Raw genomic sequence first — 23,238 nt, forward strand, 5'->3', positions numbered from 1 at the left:
CGCTCAGGCGAGCCGTACCAGATCGGGCTCGAATCCTTCGAACGTCATCTGGTCGGCATATTTGAAGGTCAGGTCGACGGCAGGCTGGTCGTGCACGGTCCAGGTGATCACCGGCATGCCGAGTCTCTCTCGCACGAAGGAGACGAACCGGTTCGGCAGGTCGCCGGCAGCGTAGGAGGTGAAGGCGATGTCATGCGCCAGCATGGCGAAATGCGCCTCGATCAGGTGGTTGTCGTTGCCGTAGGCGGTCAACCCGCCGGGTATGCCGGGTGCATATTTCGGGAAGTCGCGGATCAGCCAATGGTCGAACGACATGATCGCGGTCTTGCCCTTGTAATGCTTGAGCATCTTGCCGACGCTTTCGACCAGGCCTTCGTCGTGCCCGGCAGCACCTTTCAGCTCGACAACCATCGGCACACGGCCGTCGACCAGATCAAGCGCCTGCTGCAGCGTCGGCAAATGGTCGGCGGTGCCGCCGACCTTCAGCGCCGTGATCTCGGCAGCCGTACGCTGCCAGACGAAGCCGTCCTCGCCGGTCAGCCGCCGCAGATCGCCATCGTGGATGATGACGGGGACGCCGTCGGATGATAGGTGCACGTCGCATTCGATCGCGTAGCCGCGCTCGGCCGCCGCAGCGAAGGCGGAAAGGGTGTTCTCCCAGCGCGTCTTGTTCATGTCGTGGAGGCCGCGATGGGCGACGGGCCGGGCGGTCAGCCAGGAAAGATCGGTCATGGTTGCAGTCCCGGTCATTCGACTTCGAAGATCGCTTCGATTTCCACTGCGGCATTAAGCGGCAGGGAGGCGGTGCCGACGGCGGAGCGAGCGTGCTTGCCGCGATCGCCGAGCACGGCGGCGAGAAAATCCGAGGCGCCGTTGGCAACCAGATGCTGTTCGACAAAATCCGGTGCCGAGGCGACGAAGACGGTGATCTTCACCAAGCGACGGATTTTCTCGAGATCGCCAAGTGCCGCCTGAGCCTGGGCCAATATGTTGATCGCACAGTATTTTGCGGCTTCCTTGCCGGTCGCGGTGTCGACATCGCGGCCAAGCAGTCCGCTCGCCTGGAGCTTGCCCTCCTTGAGCGGCAACTGCCCGGCGGTGAACAGCAGATTGCCGGTCCGGCAATAGGGCACGTAATTGGCGGCGGGCGCGGCGGCGGCCGGCAGCGTCACGCCGAGATCGCTTAGCCGCTTTTCGATTGTTTCGCTCATGCAATTTCCCTATTGCTTGAAGGTGCCGCGCAGGCCGGGCCGAAATTGCTATTTTTGCCTCGCTTCCGCCACGACTTTTTTTAAGCTGGACCATCTTTCCATGCGGCTTGCCATTAGCCGCGATGATCGGAGCACCCCATGCGCGCAACGCGCCTCGCATTCAACGCCGTTCTCTTGACAGCGGCTTCCTGGGCGGCTCCCGCTTTTGCGGTGCCTGCGCTGCAGGCGCATCGTGCTGTTTACGACATTTCACTCGACAAGGCTTCAGACCGTTCCGGCATTACCGGCATCACCGGCCGCATGGTCTACGAGTTCAACGGCTCGCCTTGCGAGGGCTATACGGTAAAGTTTCGTTTGGTGACCCAGATCGTAACCAGCGACAACACCAGGCTGACCGACCAGCAGATGACCACCTTCGAGGATGCCGAGGGCAAGACCTTCTCCTTCGTGAACAAATCCTTTGTCGACCAGAACCTCGACAAGGAGGTCAAGGGTACCGCAACGAAGGAAGCCAACGGTCTCAAGGTCGATATCGACAAGCCCGAGAAGAACAGCCTGGAACTCGCGCCGACCCAGTTCCCGACCCAGCAAATGGTCGAAATGATCGGCAAGGCGGAAAAGGGCGAGCGTTTCTACGAAACCAACCTGTTCGACGGCTCTGAGGATGCCAACAAGGTGGTGACCACCACCGTCGTCGTCGGCAAGCAAGCCGATGCCGACAATGCCGATCCGGAAGCGCCGGCGCTGGCCAAGCTCGCCACCGACAAATACTGGCCGGTCGACATCGCCTATTTCGATGATGCCGACAAAGGCGGCGAGGAGGTGCCGGAATACCGGATCAGCTTCAAGCTGCACAAGAACGGCATCACGCGCGATCTCGTCATGGACTATGGCGAGTTCTCGATGACCGGCAAATTGGTCAATCTGTCACTGTTCGATCAGCCAAAGACCTGCCCGTCTAAATAAGCTCGAGTGAACGGCAAGCCGCCGGCCGCTATCCGGGATAGTAGCGCTTAATCTTGCGCGGCAAGTCGCATCGACTTGAGCATGCCGCAATTGCCTATCAACGTCTTATGACGGTATGCGCCGCGGGGGAGCAGGTTGAGCAGGATCGACGTTTTTGTGGCGCCGCGGCCCAATGCGACGCTGATCAACGCCATGACATTCGTCAACCGGATTGTCATGCTGCACGGCATTCCAGGCTTTCGCGACCTGTTGCCATTCAACCGTCTGGCCGGTTTGCGCGGCGTCGCCAACGTCCGCCACATCGATTTTCCAGAGGATGACCGGCAAAGGCTGAAGGCTTGTTGCGGCGCGGGCAAGGCGACGTTCATCACGCCCAACCATCCCGAATTCTTTACCGACTGGATGATCGACAAGGAGGTCGTCTCGCGGGTGAGCCCGCTGGCGGCATCCTGGGCCACGCACGGCGTCGTCAACGGGCTTGGCCGGCTGATGCAGAAATTCTGGTTGGCCAACAATCTGATCGCGCAAATCCCGGGCAACAGCGCGGCCGCCAAGGAACATTCGGTGGCCTGGGCGCTGAAGGGGCACGGCGTGCTCCTGCATCCCGAAGGCGGTGTCGGCTGGCATGCCAACATCATTGCCCCGCTGCTGCCGGGCGCGGTCGAAATGGGGTTCGAGGCGCTGAAGCGCGGCCGCCTGACGGATCCGGATTTCAAGGTTTGGATCGCGCCCGTGATCTGGAAGCTTGCTTTCACGGGGAATGTCGAGGCAGCGCTGGCAAGGGAATGCGCCTATGTCGAGCACAGCTTGAAGATCGAACGCTGTGCCGCCGATTCGCTGCCGGAGCGCATCCATCATATCTATGCGACGTTGCTGTCGCGCGATGAGGCTGCATATGGCCTGCGGTCCGATGAGCGGGCTTCGTATGACGCACGTCAAAAGGACCTGCTGACCCAACTCGGCCGTCGCCTTGCCGAACTTGTCTCGGTCGACGCCGGCACGCTCGACAATGCCGACCTTTTGCGCCGTTCGCGGCGCTGGCTGCGGGAAGACACGGATGGCAGTGGAAGCCAGAAGCAGGTCCGAATGCTGGCGGATACAATCCAGCGCGTGCAGCGTGTCGGGCCGTGGGCTTCAGCCAACCCGCGCACCACGCAGGAGGAGATCGCCGAACATTTGAAGCGGATCCGCAACGATTATTGCAAGGGTACGCTGCGCGATACGATCAACCGTTTCGTGCCGCAGCCGGCAGGCCCACGCCGCGCCTATGTCCGGGTACCGGAGCCGCTAGGTTTGCACGCCTATCAAGGCTCCGTCGAGGAGGCACTCGCCGAACTGCACGACCGGATGCAGGAGACCGTCACCAGGACGATGACGCAACTCGAGGCCGGCGGCGGCTTCATTTTCTATGCCAATCCCTTCTATCATCGTTAGCGATGTGTTGGTCGGCGCAAGATGAAGGAGTGCGGCAAGCCTCATGGCGGTCTATGTCGATGCGGCGATCTGGAAATGGGTCGGCCACCGCTGGTGTCATCTGCTGGCAGACGACACCGACGAGCTGCATCGCTTTGCCGGGCAGCTCGGCATCAAGCGCGCGTCCTACCAAGGACCGCCGAAGACATCGGCACCGCATTATGACATAACCGGGTTCGAGCGCGACCGCGCAGTGCGGCTAGGCGCCATCGAATGCACCCGCGAGGAGATCATCGCTGTTTTCCGGCGTGTGCGGGTGCCGAAGGGGAAGATGCGGCGATGACACCGGTGCGCTGATCGCCGCACGCTGAAACACAAGACGCCACAACGCTTGCGTTTGTCGCGCTTCCCCTCTATATGCGCGCTCATTCCACACACGGACTTTGGTGTCTGCCCGGGAGAAATCCGGCTGAAACCTCCGGTGGCGTTCGAGGACAAAGTCCAAAAATGCCTGTGTCCGTGGAGGCTAACCGGAAAGGAAATAAGAATGGCTCTGCCTGATTTCAGCATGCGCCAGCTATTGGAAGCTGGTATTCACTTCGGCCACCAGACCCACCGCTGGAACCCGAAAATGGCGCCCTATATCTACGGCGCCCGCAACAACATACACATCATCGACCTCTCGCAGACGGTGCCTTTGCTGCACCAGGCGCTGAAGCAGGTTTCCGACACTGTTGCCAAGGGCGGCCGCGTGCTGTTCGTCGGCACCAAGCGCCAGGCCTCCGACATCGTCGCCGATGCCGCGCAGCGCTCGGCCCAGTACTATGTCAACTCGCGCTGGCTCGGCGGCATGCTGACCAACTGGAAGACGATCTCGAATTCCATCCAGCGCCTGCGCAAGCTCGACGAAATGCTGGCCGGCGAGGCTCAGGGCCTGACCAAGAAGGAGCGCCTCAACCTCGACCGCGAGCGTGAGAAGCTCGACAAGGCGCTGGGCGGCATCAAGGATATGGGTTCGACGCCCGATTTGATGTTCGTGATCGACACCAACAAGGAAGCGATCGCCATTCTCGAGGCCAAGCGTCTCGGCATCCCGGTCGTTGCCATCATCGATTCCAACTGCGACCCGGACAAGATCGACTTCCCGATCCCCGGCAATGACGACGCGGCCCGCGCCATCCAGCTGTATTGCGATTTGATCGCCAAGGCAGCTATCGACGGCATCGCCCGTCAGCAGGGCGCGCTCGGTGTCGATATCGGCGCATCGGTCGAGGCTCCGGTCGAGCCGGCGCTCGATCAGACCCCGGCCGCCGAGAGCCCGGTAGCCCAGACCCCGGAAGCATAGTAGCGAAGGCCGGCTGCGGCCTTCATCTTTCCAATATGTTGGCGCGGTAAGCGCTACCAGCACCAGGCGCATCATCGAAAATCGATGGTGCGTCAGTGCATTTAGACAAAGAGGCGACAATGAGCATTTCGGCTGCACAGGTCAAAGAACTCCGCGACTTGACCGGCGCGGGCATGATGGACTGCAAGGCGGCGTTAAACGAGACCAACGGCAATATGGAAGAAGCCATCGACTGGCTGCGCAAGAAGGGCATTTCCAAGGCCGACAAGAAGGCTGGCCGTACCGCTGCCGAAGGCCTGATCGGCGTAGATTCCGGCGTCCGCGAGGCAGCGATCGTCGAGGTCAATTCCGAGACGGACTTCGTTGCCCGCAATGCTGCGTTCCAGGAGATCGTCGCCAATGTCGCGAAGGTCGCGCTTGCCTATGGCGGCAAGACCGAGGCCGTTGCCGCCGCTCCCTATCCGGGCTCGGGCAAATCGGTCGCCGAGACCATCAAGGACGCTGTCGGCACCATCGGTGAGAATCTGGGCTTCCGCCGCTCGGCCAAGCTCACGGTCGAGCACGGCGCTGTCGCAACCTACGTTCACAATGCGGTCGCCGACGGCCTTGGCAAGCTCGGCGTGCTGGTGGCCATCGAGACGACGGGCAACGCGCATGCCGCCAACGCCTTCGCCCGTCAGGTTGCCATGCATGTCGCTGCCACCAATCCGATGGCCCTGACCACCGAAGAGCTCGATCCGGCCGCAGTGGAACGCGAGAAGGCGATCTTCGCCGACCAGGCGCGCCAGTCCGGCAAGCCGGAAGCGATCATCGAGAAGATGGTCGAAGGCCGTTTGCGCAAGTTCTATGAAGAGGTCGTGCTGCTCAAGCAGGCTTTCGTGCTCAATCCCGACATTACCGTCGAGAAGGCGCTGAAGGATGCCGAGAGCGAAATAGGCGCGCCAGCCAAAATCGCTGCCTATCTGCGCTTCGCGCTCGGTGAGGGTATCGAGAAGGAAGAGACCGATTTCGCGGCGGAAGTCGCGGCAGCGGTCAAGAAGTAACTATTCGTTTGAAAGGCTTTTTTCGGCCGGGTATCCGCGAGGATGCCCGGCCGATTTCTTGCGCGGTGTCGATGAAGGCGCGGAGCTTCGGGGCCATCGCGGCGCGGCGCGGGAAATAGAGGAACAGTCCCGGTTCCTCGATCGATGCCTCGCCAAGGACTTCGACCAGCCGGCCTGCCTCGATGTCAGGCTTGACAAGCGGCTCGAACAGATAGGCGAGGCCGATGCCGGCAAGCGCCATTTCCCTTGCCGACAGCGGATCGCTGACGACCACGCTGCCGCGTGTCTCGACGCTGATATCCTTGCCCTGATCGGATAGATCCCAGCGATAGAGCGCACGTGATCGCAACAGCCGATAGCCGATGCAGTTGTGCGCGGCGAGATCGGCCAACGCCCATGGCCGCCCGCGCCGGCCGACATAGGCCGGCGAGGCAACGATGATGCTGCGGAAAGGCCCTGTCAGTCGCACCGTCACCATATCCTCGGCGATCATCTCGCCCAGCCGGATGCCGGCGTCGAAACCCTCGCCGACGATATCGCTCAGACGTTCGTCGGTGACGATCTCCACCGTCACGTCAGGGTAACGTTCCGCCATCGCCGTCAGGATGGGCATGAGCGCCAGAGGCAGCGCCAAACGCGGCGCGTTGATCCTGAGCAGTCCGCTTGCCCGGCCTTTGACAGACCGGATACGTTCGATCCGGTCGGCAATGTCTTCCAGCGCCGGCTCCGCCGCAGCGACAAGCGCGGTGCCAGCCTCGGTCAGCGAGACGCTGCGCGTGGTGCGGGCAAACAACGGCTGGCCGATTCGCTCCTCTACCAGCCGAACCGCATGGCTGACCGCTGACGGGCTCATGCCGAGCTCGGCGGCTGCCGGCGCGAAGCCGCCACGCCGCGCGACGGCAACGATTATAGGTAGGTGGCTAAGCAGATCGCGGTCCATTCATGCATGATATCGCATAGTCCATTCGGATAATGCAATCTTATCGGTGGGGAAAGGAGGTCGCATCTTTGGCTGCATCACACGGCAATCGCCGAGCAGCCAAGGAGACGTCTAATGACCGACCTCGATTCCGAACGAACCCGTAATCTCGAGACCGTGCGTAAATTCTTTGATCTGATGCACCGCAAGGACATTGAGGCATGGGGCGACCTTTGGGCTGAAGATGGCCGGATACTTGTCTTCTACCCGCCGGCAGGATTTGGAAACAGCATCGATGGTAAGGCCGCGATCCTGGCGGCCTTCCGAGGCCTCTTCGGTAATTTCGAATCCTTCGATTCGCAGCTGACAGCCATCTATCCGGCAGCGGATTCGGACGCGATCGTCGTCGAGTACAAGAACCGCGCGGTGCTGATCGGCGGCACTGAATACACCAACAGCAATATCGCGATTTTCCACTTCAAGAGCGGTCTGATCAGCGCCTACCACGATTATTTCGATCCGCGCCGCTTCCAGGTGGTGGTCGATGCGCTGGCCAAGGCCTGACTGCGTATCCCAGGCAAGACCTCAATCCCGCTTTTCAAACTTCAGGAGAAATCCATGACCATGTCCTACTACACGCTCGGCAACAGCGGGCTGCGTGTCACCCGCCTGGCGCTCGGCACCATGACGTTCGGCACGGAATGGGGCTGGGGCGCGGAGAAGGAAACCGCGCGCGCCTTGGTTGATGCCTATGTCGAAGCCGGTGGCAATTTCTTCGATACCGCCGATCTCTATACCGGTGGCACGGCCGAAACCTGGCTCGGCGAATTCATCGCCGAGCGTGGGCTGCGCGACAAGGCGGTGATCAGTACCAAATTCACCTACAACGCCGAACCGGGCAACCCGAACGCCGGGGGCAACGGCCGCAAGAACATCCTGCGAGCAGTAGACGGTTCGCTGAAGCGGCTCGGCACCGACTACATCGACCTCTACATCCTCCATACCTGGGACAGGCTGACGCCGCCGGAGGAGGTGATGCGGACGCTGGACGATCTGGTGCGCGCCGGAAAGATCCGGCATGTCGGTCTATCCGACGTGCCGGCCTGGTACGCAAGCCGGGCGCAGGCCGTCGCCGAGCATCGCGGCTATGAACCGGTTTCGGCGCTTCAGCTCGAATATTCGCTGGCCGAGCGCAACATCGAGCACGAGTTCGTGCCGTTCGGCACGCGCTATGGCGCCGGAATCATGGTCTGGAGTCCATTGGCCAGCGGCCTGCTCAGCGGAAAATACCGTTTCGATACAATCGTCGAGGATGGTGGCCGGCTGGAGACAATGCGTGGTTCGACCAACCCCGGTTTCCAGAAATTCACCGATCGCAACTGGCAAATCGTCGCCGAACTGGAGAGGGTTGCCGGCCAGCTCGGCCGCAGCATGGCCCAGGTCGCCCTGAACTGGACGGCAAACAGGCCAGGCATTGCGTCCGTCATCGTCGGCGCCACCAGGCTTGACCAGCTCAAGGACAATCTCGGCGCGCTTGATTTCGACATTCCCGAAGATCTTCGGGCACGGCTCGATGCGGTGAGCCGGCCGGTCACGCCCTTTCCGTATTCATTCTTCGGCCCTGAAATACAAGGCCGCCTGACCGGTGGGCAGGCGGTTGGCGGTAAGCCGGCAAGCTATCTGCCGGATCTGCTCATGCGAGGCACTTTTGCCGGCGTGAGCTGACGGCTATCCCGGTCCACGATCTCAACTTTCCGGCTCGGGAGCCGCGTGAAATAGGGGGGAGAGGAGTGGATGGGAACGCCCAGAGTTTCGGGGCGCACCGAAACGCGTCACACGCACGATGACGAGGACCAGATGACGGTGAAGCCCCTCTACCGACGTGTCTTGCTGAAAGCGTCGGGCGAAGCGTTGATGGGCGAGCAGCATTTCGGCATCGACGTATCGGTGGTCGACCGCATCGCCGCCGACATCGCCGAGGCCCGCGCATTGGGCATCGAAGTCGGTGTCGTCATAGGCGGCGGCAACATCTTCCGTGGCGTCGCGGTTGCGTCAAAAGGCGGAGACCGCGTCACCGGCGACCATATGGGCATGCTCGCCACGGTTATCAATTCGCTCGCGCTGCGCACCTCGCTCAACAAGATCGGCGTCGACGCCGTGGTGCTGTCGGCGATCGCCATGCCCGAGCTTTGCGAAAGTTTTTCGCAGCGTCAGGCGACCGCCTACATGAACCAGGGCAAGGTCGTCATCTTCGCCGGCGGCACCGGCAATCCGTTCTTCACCACCGATTCGGCTGCAGCCCTTCGCGCCGCCGAGATCGGCGCCGATGCTCTGTTCAAGGGCACCCAGGTCGATGGTGTCTATTCGGCTGATCCCAAGAAGGACCCGCATGCGACACGTTTCGAGCGGATCAGCCATGACGAAGTCATCAAACGCGGGCTTTCGATCATGGATACGGCGGCGATTGCACTTGCGCGCGAAAACAACATTCCGATAATCGTCTATTCGATCCACGAGAAGGGTGGCTTCGGCGATATCCTGAGGGGCGGCGGCCGTTGCACGGTTGTCGCAGACGATTGACCGGACCATGAACCCGAAAGGGACCGGTTGCGGATGAGGCTCGAACAGGGCCTAAGCAGTGAACCCGGGTTAACGGGTCGAGGAGACGATGATGAGTGGCGAGTACGACGATCTCAAACGGCGCATGGACGGGGCGATCGCCGCGTTCAAGCATGATCTGGCTTCGCTGCGCACCGGCCGCGCGTCGAGCAACCTGCTCGATGCCGTCCAGGTGCAGGCCTATGGCACCACCATGCCGATCAACCAGGTGGCAACAGTGTCGGTGCCGGAACCGCGCATGATTTCGGTTTCGGTCTGGGACAAGTCGATGGTCAGCGCAGTCGACCGCGCCATCCGTGAAGCCAATCTCGGCTTCAATCCTATCGTCGACGGTACCAATCTCAGGATTCCGCTGCCCGAGCTCAACGAACAGCGCCGCAAGGAACTGGTCAAGATCTCGCACGGTTATGCCGAGAATGCCCGCGTCGCCGCACGCCACGTTCGCCGGGACGGCATGGACTTTCTGAAAAAGGCGGAAAAGGACGGCGACATCAGTGAGGACGACCACCGCAAACGGGCCGACCAGGTTCAGAAACTGACCGACGAGACAATCAGCACCATCGACCACCTGCTTTCCGACAAGGAAGCGGAAATCATGCAGGTCTAGGGTCTGGCCACGCCTGGCCCGGAAGCGAGAATATGGCAACGCCCGCGCATGTCGCGATCATCATGGACGGAAACGGACGCTGGGCCAAGGCGCGCGGCTTACCGCGGCTGGCCGGTCACCGCGCCGGCGTCGAGGCGCTGCGCAAGACAGTGCGCGCCGCCCCCCGCCTCGGCATCTCCTTCCTGACCGTCTACGCTTTTTCGTCGGAAAACTGGTCACGGCCGAAATCCGAAGTCAGCGACCTCATGGGCCTGCTTAAACTTTTCATCCGACGTGACCTCGCCGAGCTGCACCAGAGTGGGGTGCGGATCAGGGTCATCGGTGACAGGGCAGGGCTGCAGCCCGACATAAGGGGGCTGCTCGAGGAAGCCGAAACGCTCACTCTCGGCAACGAGGCGCTGACACTGGTCATTGCCTTCAATTACGGCGGGCGCGACGAGATCGTGCGCACCGCGCGCAAGCTCGCAGCGGCGGTGGCGCGCGGTGAGATCGAGAGCGAGGCGATCACGGCCGATTCCTTTGCCAGCTCGCTCGATACAGAGGGCATTCCGGACCCGGAACTGGTCATCCGCACCAGCGGCGAGCTTCGGCTGTCCAACTTCCTGTTATGGCAGGCCGCCTATAGCGAACTCGTTTTCCTGCCTTGCTACTGGCCCGACTTCAGTCGCGAGCACCTGTCCGATGCACTGCGCGATTTCGCCGGCCGCGAGCGCCGCTTCGGCGGACTTGCCGCCCAAGATGTCGCCTCAGGCTGAGGAATGAGCAACCTCCAACTCCGGGTCATTTCGGCCGTCGTGCTTGCCATCGTCACGCTTGCCCTGACCTGGCTCGGCGGACTGTCCTTCCGGTTGCTTTGCGCCGCCATGGCGGCGGTGATCTTCTACGAGTGGACGCGGATGAGCCGCCCCGTTGCCCCGGCAGGTGCTGGTGCTACGGCAGGTCTCGGCTTTCTGCCCGAGGCGCTGATCGTGGTCTTTATTGGTGCCCTCGTCGCCGGCCTGCCTGCGTCTTTGCTGCTGCCGCTCGTCGCGGCTCTGGTTGCTGTCACTGCCGTCGCTTCTTCCATGCGCAGGGCAGGACCGTGGGAAGCATCCGGCCTTGCCTATGCGGCCGTGTCCGGCTTGTCGCTGGCCTTCTTGCGTGACGGCGACCATTCAGGGCTGCTGGCCATTCTGTTCCTATTCGCCGTGGTTTGGGCGACCGATATCTTTGCCTATTTCGTCGGCCGCTCCATCGGTGGTCCAAGGCTGGCGCCGTCGATCTCGCCGGGCAAGACGCGGAGCGGGGCGCTCGGTGGGGTGGTCGGCGGCGTAGTGGCCGGGCTGCTTCTGGCCGCCGTAGCCGGAACGGGCAACCTCGTCGTGCTTGGCGTGGTCGCACTGGTGCTTTCGATTGTCGCGCAGGCCGGCGACCTGTTCGAATCATGGGTCAAGCGATGCCACGGCCGTAAAGATTCCGGCACGCTGATACCCGGCCATGGCGGCATCATGGATCGGGTAGATGGGCTTGTTGCGGCGGCTTTCGCCCTATACGTCATCGCCTGGATTTCCGCTACCGCCGACCATCCGGCACAGGGGCTGTTTCCGGTTTGAACGGCATCGTCAGTGGGCCGGCGCGGGGCTGCGTCATGGATTCGCCTGGATTGATGTCACAGTCGCGGCGTGATCTGTGCCGTGGATGAATTTGAGGGCATGAATTGAACGAGATTTTTCACGCGGTTTTCAGCACAGAGGGCTTTGTCCTCGGCACGCTGGTGCCTTTCCTGTTCGTGCTGACCGTGGTCGTTTTTGTCCACGAAATGGGCCATTACCTCGTCGGGCGCTGGTGCGGTATCGGCGCAAAAGCCTTTTCGATCGGTTTCGGCCCAGAGATCATCGGCTTCAACGATAGCCGCGGCACGCGCTGGAAGCTTTGCGCCATACCGCTCGGCGGCTACGTCAAGTTCGTCGGCGACATGAACGCGACGTCGAGCCAGCCCAGCTCGGAGGAGATCGAGGCGCTGAGCGACGAAGAACGCAAGGTTGCCTTCCACACGCAGCCGATCTGGAAGCGGGCGGCGACCGTCGTGGCGGGGCCGCTGTTCAACTTCCTGCTGACGATCGCCGTCTTTGCCGTGCTGTTTTCCGTCCACGGCCGGCCCGTGCTGGAGCCGATGGTGGCTGAGGTCACCGTCGGCAGTCCGGCCGCCGCGGCCGGCATTATGCCCGGCGACCGATTCGTCAGCGTCGACGGCAGCAAGGTCGAGACCTTTGCCGACGTCCAGCGTCTGGTCTCTGGCCGCGCCGGCGACAGCATCACCTTCGTCATGCTACGCGGCGGCAAGGAAATCACCGTCACGGCGACGCCGCGCTTGATGGAACAACAAGACGCACTGGGCAACAAGGTCCAGGTGGCCGTGATCGGCGTCGTCAACAACAAGGAACTCGGCCAGCCACGGCTGATCACCTATAGTCCGGCCGGGGCGGTCGGGGCAGCGGTCCAGGAAACCGGACACGTCATCCAGCGTACCGGCCAGTTCCTGCAACGTTTCGTTGTCGGTCGCGAGGACAAGTGCCAGCTGGGCGGCCCCATCAAGATCGCCAAGATGTCGGGTCAGGCGGCAAAGCTCGGCTTTGAATGGCTCGTGCAGCTTGTTGCATTCCTGTCAGTCGGGATAGGGATTCTCAACCTTTTGCCGATTCCCCCCCTCGACGGAGGGCATCTTCTGTTCTACGGCGTGGAGGCTGTCATCCGGCGGCCGGTGTCCGAACGCATGATGGAAATGGCTTACCGAAGCGGCCTCATATTGGTGCTCGGGTTCATGGGCTTTGTTTTCTGGAACGATCTGTTTGGGTGCTGAAATCATGAAGGAATTTGGCTTCGGCACGAGCAATGTTGAGACGCCGTTTACCATGCGTGGGGATATGCGTGACGCGAAAGCCACGCCGCAGGGTTAAGTAAATACAAATTAACCAGAAGCCTTGCGTGTAGGGAAAATCCGGTTAATACGGTAGGGGAAATTACCGCACGTCCGGTTTTCTCGCCGTGGGGACTTCGAGAAAAGGTACAAAAGCCCGATGAAGGCAGCATCCAAGTTTCTGAGCGCCGCGTCCGCGGTGGCTATGTCCGCCGCTCTGGTTGTACCAGGCGCGCTCGCAGTGCAGTTCGTTGCCACATCGGCCGCCGAGGCGGCTGTCGTCTCCAGAGTCGAAGTCACCGGCAATCAGCGTGTCGACGCGGACACCATCCGCAATTACGTGACGATCAAGCCAGGGAAGGCGTTTTCCAGTTCGGATATCGACGATGCGGTCAAGGCGCTGTTTGGCACCGGGCTGTTTTCGGATGTGCAGATCAACCAGGTCGGATCGACGCTGGTCATCAAGGTGTCCGAATACCAGGTCGTCAACCAGGTGCTGTTCCAGGGCAACAAGAAGCTCAAGGACAACGCGCTTGAGGCCGCGGTGCAATTGAAGCCGCGCGGCACCTTCTCGCAACAGCAGCTCGATGCCGATGTCGAGGCGGTCAAGGCCGCATACCGGCGTATCGGCCGCGACGATGCCGCCGTGACCACCCAGATCATGGATCTCGGCGACAACCGGGTAAACGTGGTCTTCAACATCAACGAAGGCGGCCGCACCCAGATCGCAGCGATCAATTTCGTCGGCAACAGCGCCTATTCGAGCCGCCGGCTGTCGGACATCATCTCCACCAAGCGTTCGTCCTTCCTGTCGTTCGTGCTGCGCGACGACGTTTATGACGAGGACAAGCTGCGCGCCGACCAGGAGCTGCTGCGCCGCTTCTATTATAATCACGGCTATGCCGACTTCCAGGTCGTCTCGGCTGTCGGCGAACTCGACGACACCACCAACAAATACACCGTCACCATCACGGTACAGGAGGGCGAGCGTTATACGTTCGGGGATGTCAGCGTCGAAAGCACGATCCCCGAGGTCGACGCCAAGTCACTTGAATCGGTGGTCGAGACCCACAAGGGCGATGTCTACAACGCCAAGAACGTCGAGGACACGATCATCGCCTTGACCGAAAAGGTCGCTGGATCCGGCTATGCCTTCGCCCAGGTGACGCCGCGCGGCGACCGCAACTTCGAGAACCACACGATCTCGGTCGTCTATACGGTCGATCAGGGGACCAAGGCCTATATCGAGCGCATCGAGATTCGCGGCAACGATCGGACGCGCGACTACGTCATTCGCCGCGAGTTCGATGTCAGCGAAGGCGATGCTTTCAATCAGGTGCTCATCCAGCGCGCGAAGAGGCGGCTGGAAGCGCTCGATTATTTTGAAAAAGTCGAAATTTCCACCGTTCCGGGTTCTGAGCCGGACCAGGTTGTTCTGGTGGTGGATGTGGTCGAGAAATCGACCGGTGAGTTCACGGTCGGCGCCGGTTATTCGAGCGGCGGTGAAACGTCAGGTCCGTCCGTCGAAGGTTCCGTCAGTGAGCGCAACTTCCTCGGTCGCGGCCAATTCATCAAGGTGGCGGCGGGCGGTGGCAAGAACTCGCGCGACTACAGCTTCTCTTTCACCGAACCCTATTTCCTCGGCCGCCGGATCGCGGCCGGCTTCGACATCTACAAGCAGAGCCGAAACTACGACCATTACGACAGCGACACGACAGGCGCGACCGTCCGCTTCGGTCTGCCGATCACCGACAATATCTCAACGCAGCTGGCTTATAATATTGCGCAAGAGAAGTACGAGTTCGACGAGGGCTGCGTTCCCGTTATCAATGGTGGCACCTGCGACGTCTCCCAGGCGATCGTAAACGGCGTTGAAGAGAGCCCATGGCTCAAGTCCTCGGTCAGCCTCGGCCTGATCTACAATACCATCGACGACATGAAGAACCCGCATGACGGTATTTATGCCAATGTCGGCACCGAAGTGGCTGGCGTCGGCGGCGATGCCAAGTTCATCAAGGTCACGGCGCGCGGCAGCATTTATCAGACGCTGTCCGAACAATTGGACCTGGTGGGCCTCATTTCGGGCGGCGCCGGCCATGTCCAAGGCTATGGCAACGGCGATCTGCGCGTCTTCGACCATTTCCAGAGCAGCGACCGTATGATCCGCGGTTTCGAATACGGCGGCATCGGCCCGGTTGCTTCGGACAACAGCAATGACCATCTCGGCGGCACCACCTACTTCAATGCCTCGGCGGAAGCTCAGTTCCCGCTGCCGGTCATCCCCGAAAGCTTCGGTTTGCGTGGCGCTGTGTTCGCCGATGCGGCAACGCTCTACGGCAGCAAAATCGCAAGTGGCCTTGTCAATTCTTCGACAACCGGCATGGAATGGCGCGCTTCCGTCGGTGTCGGTTTGATGTGGGCATCGCCTTTCGGCCCGATCCGCATCGACTATGCGATCCCGGTCAAGAAGGAAAAGACCGACGACGTGCAGGAATTCAACTTCGGCATATCGACCCGCTTCTGATGTGCGGGCAATGATGCTTCCGGCTCGTTTGGATCCGGATGGCAGTGATCCGACACTACAGCGCAGCGCGTCCTATCGGACGCGCAAAGGACGTTGTAGCATTTTGATTTGCGCATGATCCTTTCCGAGGGTCGATTTCCGATTTTCGGGTCATGCGCTAGCTGGATATTGCTTCTGGAATGACCGATCCGGTGTTCTTCGCGCCCTCACGCCGGTATACGGCCGGCGAAGTCGCGAATCTGACCGGCTCGACGCTTGTTGATTCCGGTCTCTCCGACGTATCGATCGAGGCTCTGGCGCCCGCCAACGAAGGCGGCGAGAACGCCCTTGTCTTCGTCGATGGCAGGCGCAATTTCGCCCTGATGCAGTCACTGCGGGCGGCGGCGGTTCTCTGCCCTGCCGAATTTGCCGGCAAGGCGCCGGCGGGCATCGCGGTGCTGGTGCATCCGCGCCCGCAGCAGGCCTTCGCAATGGTCGGGCGTCTGCTTTTTCCGGCGGCTGCAACGCCTGGACCGATGACCGGCGAAACCGGTATCTCGCCGCACGCCCATATCGATGCGACCGCCCATGTCGAGGCCGGCGCGATCATCGAAGCGGGTGCGATCATCGGACCTCGCGCTGCCATCGGCAGCGGGACCGTCATTGCCCCGCATGCGGTCATCGGTCCGTCTTCGCAGATTGGCCGCGACGGCTATGTCGGTCCAAGTGCCAGCGTGCAATATGCGTTGATTGGCAATCGCGTCATCATCCATGGCGGTGCCAGGATCGGCCAGGATGGCTTCGGTTTCGTGGCCGGCGCCAAGGGTCCGGAGCGGGTTCCGCAGATCGGCCGCGTCATCATCCAGGACGACGTCGAGATCGGGTCGAATACGACCGTCGATCGCGGCGCCATGTCCGACACGATCATCGGCCAGGGCACCAAGATCGACAATCTGGTGCAGATCGCGCACAACGTTCGCATCGGCCGCAATTGCATAATAGCCGGGCTTTCGGGTATTTCCGGTTCCGTGACGGTAGGCGACAACGTCACCATGGGTGGCGGTGTCGGCCTTGCGGATCATTTGACCATCGGGTCCGGGGCCAAGCTTGCGGCAAGAAGCGGGTTTATGAGCAATGTGCCTGCCGGTGAGATTTGGGGAGGATATCCGGCGCAGCCGATGGCGGAAGCCATGCGCGAGATAGCGGCCTTGCGCAGACTTGCACGGACGCGCAAACAGGGTGAGGGGGGAAATGGCTGACATCGCAGCGGCGACGCTCGAAGCGGTTGACATAATGCGGCTGATGAAGCTCCTGCCGCACCGCTATCCGTTCTTGATGATCGACCGTATTGTCGACATAGATGGCGACGAATCCGCCATCGGCATCAAGAACGTCACCATAAACGAGCCGCATTTCCAAGGTCATTTCCCCGACCAGCCGGTCATGCCCGGCGTGCTGATCATCGAGGCGATGGCGCAGACGGCCGGCGCGATCTGCATCCGCAGCCTTGGTACGGAAAAGCCGTCGCTGGTTTATTTCCTGACCATCGACAATGCCAAGTTCCGCAAGCCGGTCGTTCCAGGCGACCAGCTGAAAATTCATGTGAAGAAAATCAAGAAACGCGGCAATCTTCTCAAATTCGCTTGCGAGGCCCTCGTCGATGGCGCCAAGGCGGCGGAAGCCGAGATCTCGGCGATGATGGTCGCAAGCGGCTGACAAACGAATGCTAATGAAAATCCAGACAGTCATCCATCCATCCTCGGTCATCGAGGCAGGCGCCCAAATCGGCGAAGGCGCCCGCATCGGGCCCTTCTGTCACGTCGGCCCCAACGCCGTGATCGGCGACCGCGTCGAACTGGTCAGCCATGTCTCGGTGATTGGCGCGACCACGATCGGTGCATCGACCAAGGTCTATCCGATGGCGATACTGGGCGGGCCGCCGCAGAACACCAAGCACAAGGGCGGCCGTACCACGCTGGTGATCGGCGAGAACTGCACGATCCGCGAAGGTGTCACCATGCATGTCGGCACCGATTCCAGCCGCGGCGAGACGACGATCGGCGACAACGGCAATTTCCTTGCCTATGCCCATATTGCCCATGACTGCGTGGTCGGCAAGAACGCCACCTTCGCCAATCAAGCGACGTTAGGCGGGCATTGCGAAGTCGGTGACAATGTCTACATCGGCGGCCTTACCGCAGTTCATCAGTTTGTCCGCATCGGCGATAACGCCTTTCTCGGCGGTTGCTCGGCGATCGTCGGCGACGTCATTCCTTACGCCATCGCCGTTGGCAACCGTGCCAGCCTTCGCGGCCTCAACATCATTGGCCTGAAGCGCGCCGGCCTGCCGCGTTCGGAGATCCACTTGCTGCGCAAAGCCTACAAGACGATCTTCGATCGCTCCCGGACCGTCGGCGAAAACATCGAATTTGCCAAGGCGGAATTCGCCTCGTCGCCGACTGCCATGAAGATCGTCGACTTCATCGCCGGTCGCGGCAAGCGGCACTACGCCGTGCCGTCCCTCAAGGGTAGCGACGGCGACGATACCGATGATGAAGACTGAGGGCAGATGACGAAGATTGAGGCTGCCGGAAAAGGCCTTGATCTCGCGCCAGATGCCAAGGTCGGCATCATCGCCGGCGGCGGCAGTCTCCCGGTCGAAATTGCCCGAGCGCTCGCCCGGCAAGGCAAATTGCCCTTCGTCGTGATGGCGGCCGGCGAGGTCGATCGCATAGCCGATTTCGAGCCCTATGAGCAGGCAACCTTGAGGCTGGAAGACGTCGGCTCGCTGCTGCCGATCCTTAAGCGGCACCACGTCACGCATCTCGTAACCGCGGGTCATATCACGCGCCGCCCCAGGCTGAGCGCCATGCGCCTCAATTTGGGCCTGCTCGCGTGGCTACCCAGCCTCTTCGTCGGTGTAACCCGGGGGGACGATACGGTGCTGAAACTGTTCGTGCGCAGGATCGAGCGCAGCGGCATCAAGGTCGTCGGCGCTCACGAGATCGTGCCGGAGCTGGTCGCCGCCGAAGGCCTGCTGACCAAGGCGGCGCCACGCAAATCCGACTGGCGTGACATCGAGGCGGCGCACGCGGCGGCAAAAGCCATCGGCGCGCTGGATATCGGCCAAGCGGCTGTTGCGGTCGGCGGCCGCGCCATTGCGTTGGAAGGCGTCGAAGGCACCGACGGGCTGCTCGAGCGGACAAGGGAGTTGCGCGGGCACGGCAGGCTGGCCGGCGGGAGCCGCGGTGTTCTGGTCAAATGCGCCAAGCCCGGTCAGGAACTGCGTGCCGATCTGCCCTCCATCGGCCCGCTGACAGTCGAGGCCGCGCATGCCGCCGGACTGGCCGGCATTGCCGTCGAAGCCGGTCGCTCGCTAGTGCTCGAAGGTCCCGCCACCATCGGACGTGCCAATGCGCTCGGCCTGTTCGTGATCGGCCTGCCTGCTGCGGAGCCGGCGCATGGCGAATGAGCGGCCGTTGAAGATAGCCATCGTCGCCGGCGAGGAGTCCGGCGACCTGCTTGGCGCCGACCTTGTGCAGGCGCTCAAGCGCATGACCGGGCGCGAAGTTCGGCTTGTCGGCATCGGCGGCCGCCATTTGCAGGCGCTCGGCCTGGCGCCATTGTTCGACGGCAGCGAGATCGCACTGATGGGGCTTAGCGCCATCCTGCGCGACCTGCCGCGCTTGATACGGCGGATCGGCCAGACGGCAAACGCTATTGCCGGTGAAAAGCCCGATTGCCTTATCACCATCGACAGTCCGGACTTCTCGCTGCGCGTCGCCAAGAAGGTGCGTGCCGCCGATCCGACTATCCCGATCGTCCACTATGTCTGCCCGAGCGTGTGGGCTTGGCGGCCGGGCAGGGCGGCGGCGATGAAGCCATATGTCGATCACATTCTTTGCATCCTGCCGTTCGAGGTGAAGGAACTCGCTCGCCTGGGCGGGCCGCCCGGCACCTATGTCGGGCATCGCCTTACACACGATCCGGGCATAGTCAGTGCCGCAAGGGCGCAGGCGCAGCCGCGTAACCTCGCCGCTGACCGTGTGAAAACGTTGCTTGTATTGCCCGGTTCGCGTCGCGGCGAGGTGCGGCGCCTGGTTGGGCCGTTCGGCGAAACGCTGTCGATCCTGCGGGCGCGCGGGCACCGCTTGCGCCTGCTGTTGCCGACGGTGCCGCACGTCGCCGACCTGGTCAGGACCTCGGTCGCGAGCTGGGACGAGAAGCCGGAGATCATCCTTGATGCCGAACGCAAATGGCAGGCCTTCGGCAAGGCGGATGCGGCGCTGATCGCGTCGGGGACGGTATCGCTGGAACTGGCACTGGCGGGTGTGCCAATGATCTCCTGCTACCGGCTCGATCCGGTCATGCGCATGGCGCAGCCGCTGATCAAAGTATGGAGCGCAGCCTTGCCCAATCTCATTGCCGACCGGCCGGTTGTGCCGGAACACTACAATCAATATGTGCGGCCGCATTATCTGGCGCGGCAGTTGGAAGCGCTGTGCTCCGATACCGCCTACCGCACCTGGCAGAAGCATGGTTTTGCCGACATTGCCGGGCGTATGGCAACCGCCAAGCCGTCAGGCGAGATTGCCGCGGGGGTGGTGATGGGGATGGTGAGGAAGTGAGTGAATTATGAATTGTGAATAGTGAATTGTGAATAGCGGTTTCTATGGACAGGGAGCGACGCTTCGCTACTCCCATTCACCATTCACCATTCACCATTCACCATTCACCATTCACCATTCACCACCTTCACCGCTTCGCGATTGGCACGTAGTCCCGTTCCGGCGCGCCGGTATAGAGCTGGCGCGGGCGACCGATCTTCTGGTGCGGATCCTCGATCATCTCCTTCCACTGCGCGATCCAGCCGACGGTGCGGGCGACCGCGAACAGCACGGTGAACATGGTGGTGGGAAAGCCCAGCGCCTTCAGCGTGATGCCGGAATAGAAATCGACGTTCGGATAGAGCTTCTTCTCGATGAAATAGGAATCGGTCAGTGCGATCCTTTCCAGCTCCATGGCGATGTCGAGCAGTGGATCGTCCTTGATGCCGAGCTCGCCCAGGACCTCGTGCGCGGTCTTCTGCATGATCTTGGCGCGCGGATCGTAATTCTTGTAAACGCGGTGGCCAAATCCCATCAATCGGAACGGATCGTTCTTATCCTTGGCGCGCGCAATGAATTCCGGGATGTGATCGACATGACCGATCTCGCCCAGCATGTTCAGGGCTGCCTCGTTGGCGCCGCCATGTGCGGGACCCCACAGGCAGGCGATGCCGGCAGCGATACAGGCAAAAGGATTGGCGCCCGACGAGCCGGCCAGGCGGACGGTCGAAGTCGAGGCGTTCTGTTCGTGATCGGCGTGCAGGATGAAGATGCGCTCCATCGCGCGGGCCAGCACCGGATTGATCTTGTATTCCTCGCAAGGCACGGCGAAGCACATATGCAGGAAATTGGCTGCGAAATTCAGCTCGTTCTTCGGGTAAATGAATGGCTGGCCGATGTGGTATTTATAAGCCATCGCCGCGATCGTCGGCATCTTGGCGATCAGCCGCATTGACGCGACCATGCGTTGATAGGGGTCCGAGATATCGGTGGAATCGTGATAGAAGGCCGACAGCGCGCCGACCACGCCGCACATCACCGCCATCGGATGCGCATCACGGCGGAAGCCGGTGAAAAAGCGCGACATCTGCTCATGCACCATGGTGTGGCGCGTCACCCGGTAGTCGAAATCGTCCTTCTGCGCCTTGGTCGGGAGTTCACCATAGAGCAAGAGATAGCAGACTTCGAGGAAGTCGCCGTGCTCGGCCAATTGGTCGATCGGGTAGCCGCGGTGCAAAAGAATGCCGGCATCGCCATCGATGAAGGTGATTTCCGATTCGCAGCTCGCCGTCGACGTAAAACCGGGATCGTAGGTAAAGACGCCGGCGGTGTTGTAGAGCGAACCGATGTCGATGACGTCAGGTCCTACCGAACCACTTCGTATCTTGAATTCATGGGTTTTGCCGCCGAGTTCCAGCTTGGCCGTCGATGCCTGGGTTTTGCCGCCAAATTCCATTTTTGTCGCAGGTTCGGTCATAGCAAACTCCTTTTTGTTTCCTCAGGCCGGCAAAGGCAAAATATCTGAACCCAACACGTCAAAAGCATCGGAATACGCACATTTGCGCCCGCAATTGAATCTGCGCGGCAGATTAGGCCAAGACCCAATGTTGCACTGCGAAACACACCTTTCAATGCCAATCTTCTTGGGCCAGTTTGCTAATCGATTTGATCAGCGATCCGCGCCAGGCTTTCCTCGCGGCCAAGCACGGCAAGCACATCAAAGACACCTGGCGAGGTACTTTTGCCGGTGAGCGCGGCGCGCAAAGGTTGGGCCACGGCGCCGAGTTTATGGCTGGCGGCCTGCGCATAGTCGCGGATCGCGGCTTCGGCTGAGGCGGCAGACCACTCCGAAACCGTGGCTAGTGCCGCATGAGCGCCCCGCAGGATCGCGCGCGCCTCACCGCTGAGCAGCGCCGCCGCCTTCTCGTCGACCGGCAGCGGCCGCTCGACGAAAAGGAATGCAGCCCCTTCAACAAGTTCGACCAGCGTCTTGGCGCGCTCCTTCAGGCCCGGCAAAGCGGCAAGCAGTTGCGCCCTGCGTCTGTCGTCGAGGCGCGCGGCGATTGCCGGGCCGCCTTCAAGATAGGGCAGAGTGGCGATGAAGATGTCGAGCAGCGCCGCGTCGTTCATCCGGCGCATATGCACGCCGTTAAGCGCCTCGAGCTTGGCGAAGTCGAAACGGGCGGCGCCCTTGTTGACGTCGCCAATGTCGAACCATGCAATCATGTCGGCGATCGACATGATCTCATCGTCGCCGTGGCTCCAGCCAAGCCTCGCAAGATAGTTGAGCAGCGCCTCCGGCAGGTAGCCCATGGCGCGATAGGCTTCGACGCCAAGCGCACCGTGCCGCTTCGACAGCTTGGCGCCGTCGGCACCGTGGATCAGCGGGATATGCGACATCGACGGCACCTTCCAGCCCATGGCCTGATAGATTACGGTCTGGCGTGCGGCGTTGGTCAAATGATCGTCGCCGCGGATGATGTGGGTGATGCCCATGTCGTGATCGTCGACGACGACGGCATGCATGTAGGTGGGATTGCCGTCCGAGCGCAGAATAATGAAATCGTCGAGATCCTTGTTGGGAAAGCGCACGTCGCCCTGGACGCGGTCATGCACCACCGTCTCGCCGTCTGTCGGCGCCTTGATGCGGATCGCCCCCTTGGCGCCGGGCGGCGCCTCCGACGGGTCGCGGTCGCGCCAGCGTCCATCATAGCGGGGAGGCAGCCCCTTGGCGCGTGCGCTCTCGCGCATTGCCTCTAGTTCGGCAGGCGTCGCATAACAATAATAGGCCTTGCCCATACGAACGAGCTCCTCGGCCACCTCGCGATGGCGCGGCGCACGCTCGAACTGCGAGACAGGCGCGCCGTCCCAGGTGAGTCCGAGCCAGGAAAGCCCGTCGAGAATGGCTGCCGTCGCCGCATCCGTCGACCGCTCACGGTCGGTATCCTCGATGCGCAGCAGCATCGTGCCGCCCGTGTGCTTGGCGTACAGCCAGTTGAACAGCGCCGTGCGCGCGCCGCCAATGTGCAGATAGCCGGTGGGCGAGGGGGCAAAACGGGTGACGACCTTATCGGGCATGGAACTCTCAGGCGGGCGAAGGAAGTGGGTT

Annotated in this window: 23 protein-coding genes; 18 read left to right on the plus strand and 5 right to left on the minus strand. The window is 61.7% G+C overall.

Annotated elements, in window-relative coordinates:
- Nucleotides 1–3: 3 nt before the first annotated feature.
- Complete coding sequence (locus NKJ20_RS03975) at nt 4–732, minus strand: glycerophosphodiester phosphodiesterase (protein WP_352742689.1); 729 nt, start codon at nt 730–732, stop codon at nt 4–6.
- A 14-nt stretch (nt 733–746) separates the two neighbouring features.
- On the minus strand, nt 747–1,211 hold the full coding sequence (locus NKJ20_RS03980) for a RidA family protein (protein WP_352448812.1): 465 nt from the start codon (nt 1,209–1,211) through the stop codon (nt 747–749).
- Nucleotides 1,212–1,349: 138 nt separating this feature from the next.
- Between NKJ20_RS03980 and NKJ20_RS03985 the strand changes: the two genes are divergently transcribed.
- The 5 genes from NKJ20_RS03985 (at nt 1,350) to tsf (ending at nt 5,978) form a co-directional block, all read left to right on the plus strand.
- Nucleotides 1,350–2,177 (plus strand): cell envelope integrity EipB family protein, encoded by an 828-nt coding sequence (locus NKJ20_RS03985; RefSeq protein WP_023674927.1) that lies wholly within the window; start codon nt 1,350–1,352, stop codon nt 2,175–2,177.
- A gap of 135 nt (nt 2,178–2,312) precedes the next feature.
- Entirely contained in the window at nt 2,313–3,611 is a 1,299-nt protein-coding gene (locus tag NKJ20_RS03990) for a lysophospholipid acyltransferase family protein (protein WP_352742691.1), read from the plus strand.
- Between the two features lie 43 nt (nt 3,612–3,654).
- A complete protein-coding gene (locus NKJ20_RS03995; protein WP_352742693.1) occupies nt 3,655–3,933 on the plus strand; it encodes a DUF4031 domain-containing protein in 279 nt (92 codons plus the stop codon).
- A 204-nt stretch (nt 3,934–4,137) separates the two neighbouring features.
- Nucleotides 4,138–4,935 carry a 30S ribosomal protein S2 gene (gene rpsB, locus NKJ20_RS04000; protein WP_352742695.1) on the plus strand — a complete coding sequence of 266 codons (798 nt, stop codon included), beginning with the start codon at nt 4,138–4,140 and terminating at the stop codon, nt 4,933–4,935.
- A gap of 119 nt (nt 4,936–5,054) precedes the next feature.
- On the plus strand, nt 5,055–5,978 hold the full coding sequence (gene tsf, locus NKJ20_RS04005; protein ID WP_352471655.1) for a translation elongation factor Ts: 924 nt from the start codon (nt 5,055–5,057) through the stop codon (nt 5,976–5,978).
- On the opposite strand, the gene NKJ20_RS04010 is transcribed toward tsf, so the two are convergent.
- The gene (locus NKJ20_RS04010) at nt 5,968–6,918 is read right to left on the minus strand and encodes a LysR family transcriptional regulator (protein ID WP_352742696.1); all 951 of its coding nucleotides are present in this window, start codon (nt 6,916–6,918) and stop codon (nt 5,968–5,970) included. The two genes, tsf and NKJ20_RS04010, sit on opposite strands and share 11 nt — an antisense overlap.
- A 114-nt stretch (nt 6,919–7,032) precedes the next feature.
- On the opposite strand from NKJ20_RS04010, the gene NKJ20_RS04015 reads away from it, so the two are divergent.
- The 13 genes from NKJ20_RS04015 (at nt 7,033) to lpxB (ending at nt 20,150) form a co-directional block, all read left to right on the plus strand.
- A complete protein-coding gene (locus tag NKJ20_RS04015; RefSeq protein WP_352624878.1) occupies nt 7,033–7,461 on the plus strand; it encodes a nuclear transport factor 2 family protein in 429 nt (142 codons plus the stop codon).
- 54 nt (nt 7,462–7,515) lie between these two features.
- The gene (locus NKJ20_RS04020) at nt 7,516–8,622 is read left to right on the plus strand and encodes an aldo/keto reductase (RefSeq protein ID WP_352742698.1); all 1,107 of its coding nucleotides are present in this window, start codon (nt 7,516–7,518) and stop codon (nt 8,620–8,622) included.
- Between the two features lie 132 nt (nt 8,623–8,754).
- On the plus strand, nt 8,755–9,477 hold the full coding sequence (pyrH, locus tag NKJ20_RS04025; RefSeq protein WP_023674934.1) for a UMP kinase: 723 nt from the start codon (nt 8,755–8,757) through the stop codon (nt 9,475–9,477).
- Between the two features lie 91 nt (nt 9,478–9,568).
- Nucleotides 9,569–10,123, plus strand: coding sequence for a ribosome recycling factor (gene frr, locus NKJ20_RS04030; RefSeq protein ID WP_084640965.1), 555 nt, complete (start codon nt 9,569–9,571; stop codon nt 10,121–10,123).
- A gap of 32 nt (nt 10,124–10,155) precedes the next feature.
- Entirely contained in the window at nt 10,156–10,878 is a 723-nt protein-coding gene (locus NKJ20_RS04035; RefSeq protein WP_352742700.1) for an isoprenyl transferase, read from the plus strand.
- Between the two features lie 3 nt (nt 10,879–10,881).
- Nucleotides 10,882–11,715: a phosphatidate cytidylyltransferase gene (locus tag NKJ20_RS04040; protein WP_352742702.1), complete on the plus strand. Its 834-nt coding sequence runs from the start codon at nt 10,882–10,884 to the stop codon at nt 11,713–11,715.
- A 104-nt stretch (nt 11,716–11,819) separates the two neighbouring features.
- Nucleotides 11,820–12,962, plus strand: coding sequence for an RIP metalloprotease RseP (gene rseP, locus NKJ20_RS04045; RefSeq protein ID WP_352448821.1), 1,143 nt, complete (start codon nt 11,820–11,822; stop codon nt 12,960–12,962).
- A 217-nt stretch (nt 12,963–13,179) separates the two neighbouring features.
- Nucleotides 13,180–15,543, plus strand: a complete 2,364-nt coding sequence (gene bamA / locus NKJ20_RS04050) for an outer membrane protein assembly factor BamA (RefSeq protein WP_352474279.1) — start codon at nt 13,180–13,182, stop codon at nt 15,541–15,543.
- Nucleotides 15,544–15,722: 179 nt separating this feature from the next.
- On the plus strand, nt 15,723–16,781 hold the full coding sequence (gene lpxD / locus NKJ20_RS04055) for a UDP-3-O-(3-hydroxymyristoyl)glucosamine N-acyltransferase (RefSeq protein WP_352742705.1): 1,059 nt from the start codon (nt 15,723–15,725) through the stop codon (nt 16,779–16,781).
- Nucleotides 16,774–17,238: a 3-hydroxyacyl-ACP dehydratase FabZ gene (gene fabZ / locus NKJ20_RS04060; RefSeq protein WP_023674942.1), complete on the plus strand. Its 465-nt coding sequence runs from the start codon at nt 16,774–16,776 to the stop codon at nt 17,236–17,238. Before lpxD ends, fabZ begins: the two co-directional genes overlap by 8 nt.
- A 13-nt stretch (nt 17,239–17,251) precedes the next feature.
- The gene (gene lpxA, locus NKJ20_RS04065) at nt 17,252–18,085 is read left to right on the plus strand and encodes an acyl-ACP--UDP-N-acetylglucosamine O-acyltransferase (protein ID WP_352742707.1); all 834 of its coding nucleotides are present in this window, start codon (nt 17,252–17,254) and stop codon (nt 18,083–18,085) included.
- 6 nt (nt 18,086–18,091) lie between these two features.
- Nucleotides 18,092–18,994, plus strand: a complete 903-nt coding sequence (locus NKJ20_RS04070) for an LpxI family protein (RefSeq protein ID WP_352448825.1) — start codon at nt 18,092–18,094, stop codon at nt 18,992–18,994.
- Nucleotides 18,984–20,150, plus strand: coding sequence for a lipid-A-disaccharide synthase (gene lpxB, locus NKJ20_RS04075; protein ID WP_352742709.1), 1,167 nt, complete (start codon nt 18,984–18,986; stop codon nt 20,148–20,150). The genes NKJ20_RS04070 and lpxB overlap by 11 nt, the downstream gene beginning before the upstream one ends.
- 127 nt (nt 20,151–20,277) lie before the next feature.
- Here lpxB and gltA read toward each other — a convergent pair whose 3' ends face one another.
- Complete coding sequence (gltA, locus tag NKJ20_RS04080; protein ID WP_023674946.1) at nt 20,278–21,606, minus strand: citrate synthase; 1,329 nt, start codon at nt 21,604–21,606, stop codon at nt 20,278–20,280.
- 179 nt (nt 21,607–21,785) lie between these two features.
- Nucleotides 21,786–23,207: a glutamate--tRNA ligase gene (gene gltX / locus NKJ20_RS04085; protein WP_352742711.1), complete on the minus strand. Its 1,422-nt coding sequence runs from the start codon at nt 23,205–23,207 to the stop codon at nt 21,786–21,788.
- Nucleotides 23,208–23,238: the final 31 nt, after the last annotated feature.

The organism is Mesorhizobium sp. M0185, assembly GCF_040322175.1.
In the GTDB taxonomy this organism is placed as follows: Bacteria; Pseudomonadota; Alphaproteobacteria; order Rhizobiales; family Rhizobiaceae; genus Mesorhizobium.

Coding starts and splice junctions, on each gene's coding strand:
- pyrH (WP_023674934.1), top strand. CDS start 8,755: ATGACGGTGAAGCCCCTCTACCGACGTGTCTTGCTGAAAGCGTCGGGC.
- NKJ20_RS04035 (WP_352742700.1), top strand. CDS start 10,156: ATGGCAACGCCCGCGCATGTCGCGATCATCATGGACGGAAACGGACGC.
- NKJ20_RS04010 (WP_352742696.1), bottom strand. CDS start 6,918: ATGGACCGCGATCTGCTTAGCCACCTACCTATAATCGTTGCCGTCGCG.
- NKJ20_RS03980 (WP_352448812.1), bottom strand. CDS start 1,211: ATGAGCGAAACAATCGAAAAGCGGCTAAGCGATCTCGGCGTGACGCTG.
- fabZ (WP_023674942.1), top strand. CDS start 16,774: ATGGCTGACATCGCAGCGGCGACGCTCGAAGCGGTTGACATAATGCGG.
- NKJ20_RS04040 (WP_352742702.1), top strand. CDS start 10,882: ATGAGCAACCTCCAACTCCGGGTCATTTCGGCCGTCGTGCTTGCCATC.
- NKJ20_RS03975 (WP_352742689.1), bottom strand. CDS start 732: ATGACCGATCTTTCCTGGCTGACCGCCCGGCCCGTCGCCCATCGCGGC.
- frr (WP_084640965.1), top strand. CDS start 9,569: ATGAGTGGCGAGTACGACGATCTCAAACGGCGCATGGACGGGGCGATC.
- tsf (WP_352471655.1), top strand. CDS start 5,055: ATGAGCATTTCGGCTGCACAGGTCAAAGAACTCCGCGACTTGACCGGC.
- bamA (WP_352474279.1), top strand. CDS start 13,180: ATGAAGGCAGCATCCAAGTTTCTGAGCGCCGCGTCCGCGGTGGCTATG.
- NKJ20_RS03995 (WP_352742693.1), top strand. CDS start 3,655: ATGGCGGTCTATGTCGATGCGGCGATCTGGAAATGGGTCGGCCACCGC.
- lpxD (WP_352742705.1), top strand. CDS start 15,723: ATGACCGATCCGGTGTTCTTCGCGCCCTCACGCCGGTATACGGCCGGC.
- NKJ20_RS04015 (WP_352624878.1), top strand. CDS start 7,033: ATGACCGACCTCGATTCCGAACGAACCCGTAATCTCGAGACCGTGCGT.
- gltX (WP_352742711.1), bottom strand. CDS start 23,207: ATGCCCGATAAGGTCGTCACCCGTTTTGCCCCCTCGCCCACCGGCTAT.
- rpsB (WP_352742695.1), top strand. CDS start 4,138: ATGGCTCTGCCTGATTTCAGCATGCGCCAGCTATTGGAAGCTGGTATT.
- gltA (WP_023674946.1), bottom strand. CDS start 21,606: ATGACCGAACCTGCGACAAAAATGGAATTTGGCGGCAAAACCCAGGCA.
- NKJ20_RS04070 (WP_352448825.1), top strand. CDS start 18,092: ATGACGAAGATTGAGGCTGCCGGAAAAGGCCTTGATCTCGCGCCAGAT.
- lpxB (WP_352742709.1), top strand. CDS start 18,984: ATGGCGAATGAGCGGCCGTTGAAGATAGCCATCGTCGCCGGCGAGGAG.
- NKJ20_RS04020 (WP_352742698.1), top strand. CDS start 7,516: ATGACCATGTCCTACTACACGCTCGGCAACAGCGGGCTGCGTGTCACC.
- NKJ20_RS03985 (WP_023674927.1), top strand. CDS start 1,350: ATGCGCGCAACGCGCCTCGCATTCAACGCCGTTCTCTTGACAGCGGCT.
- lpxA (WP_352742707.1), top strand. CDS start 17,252: ATGAAAATCCAGACAGTCATCCATCCATCCTCGGTCATCGAGGCAGGC.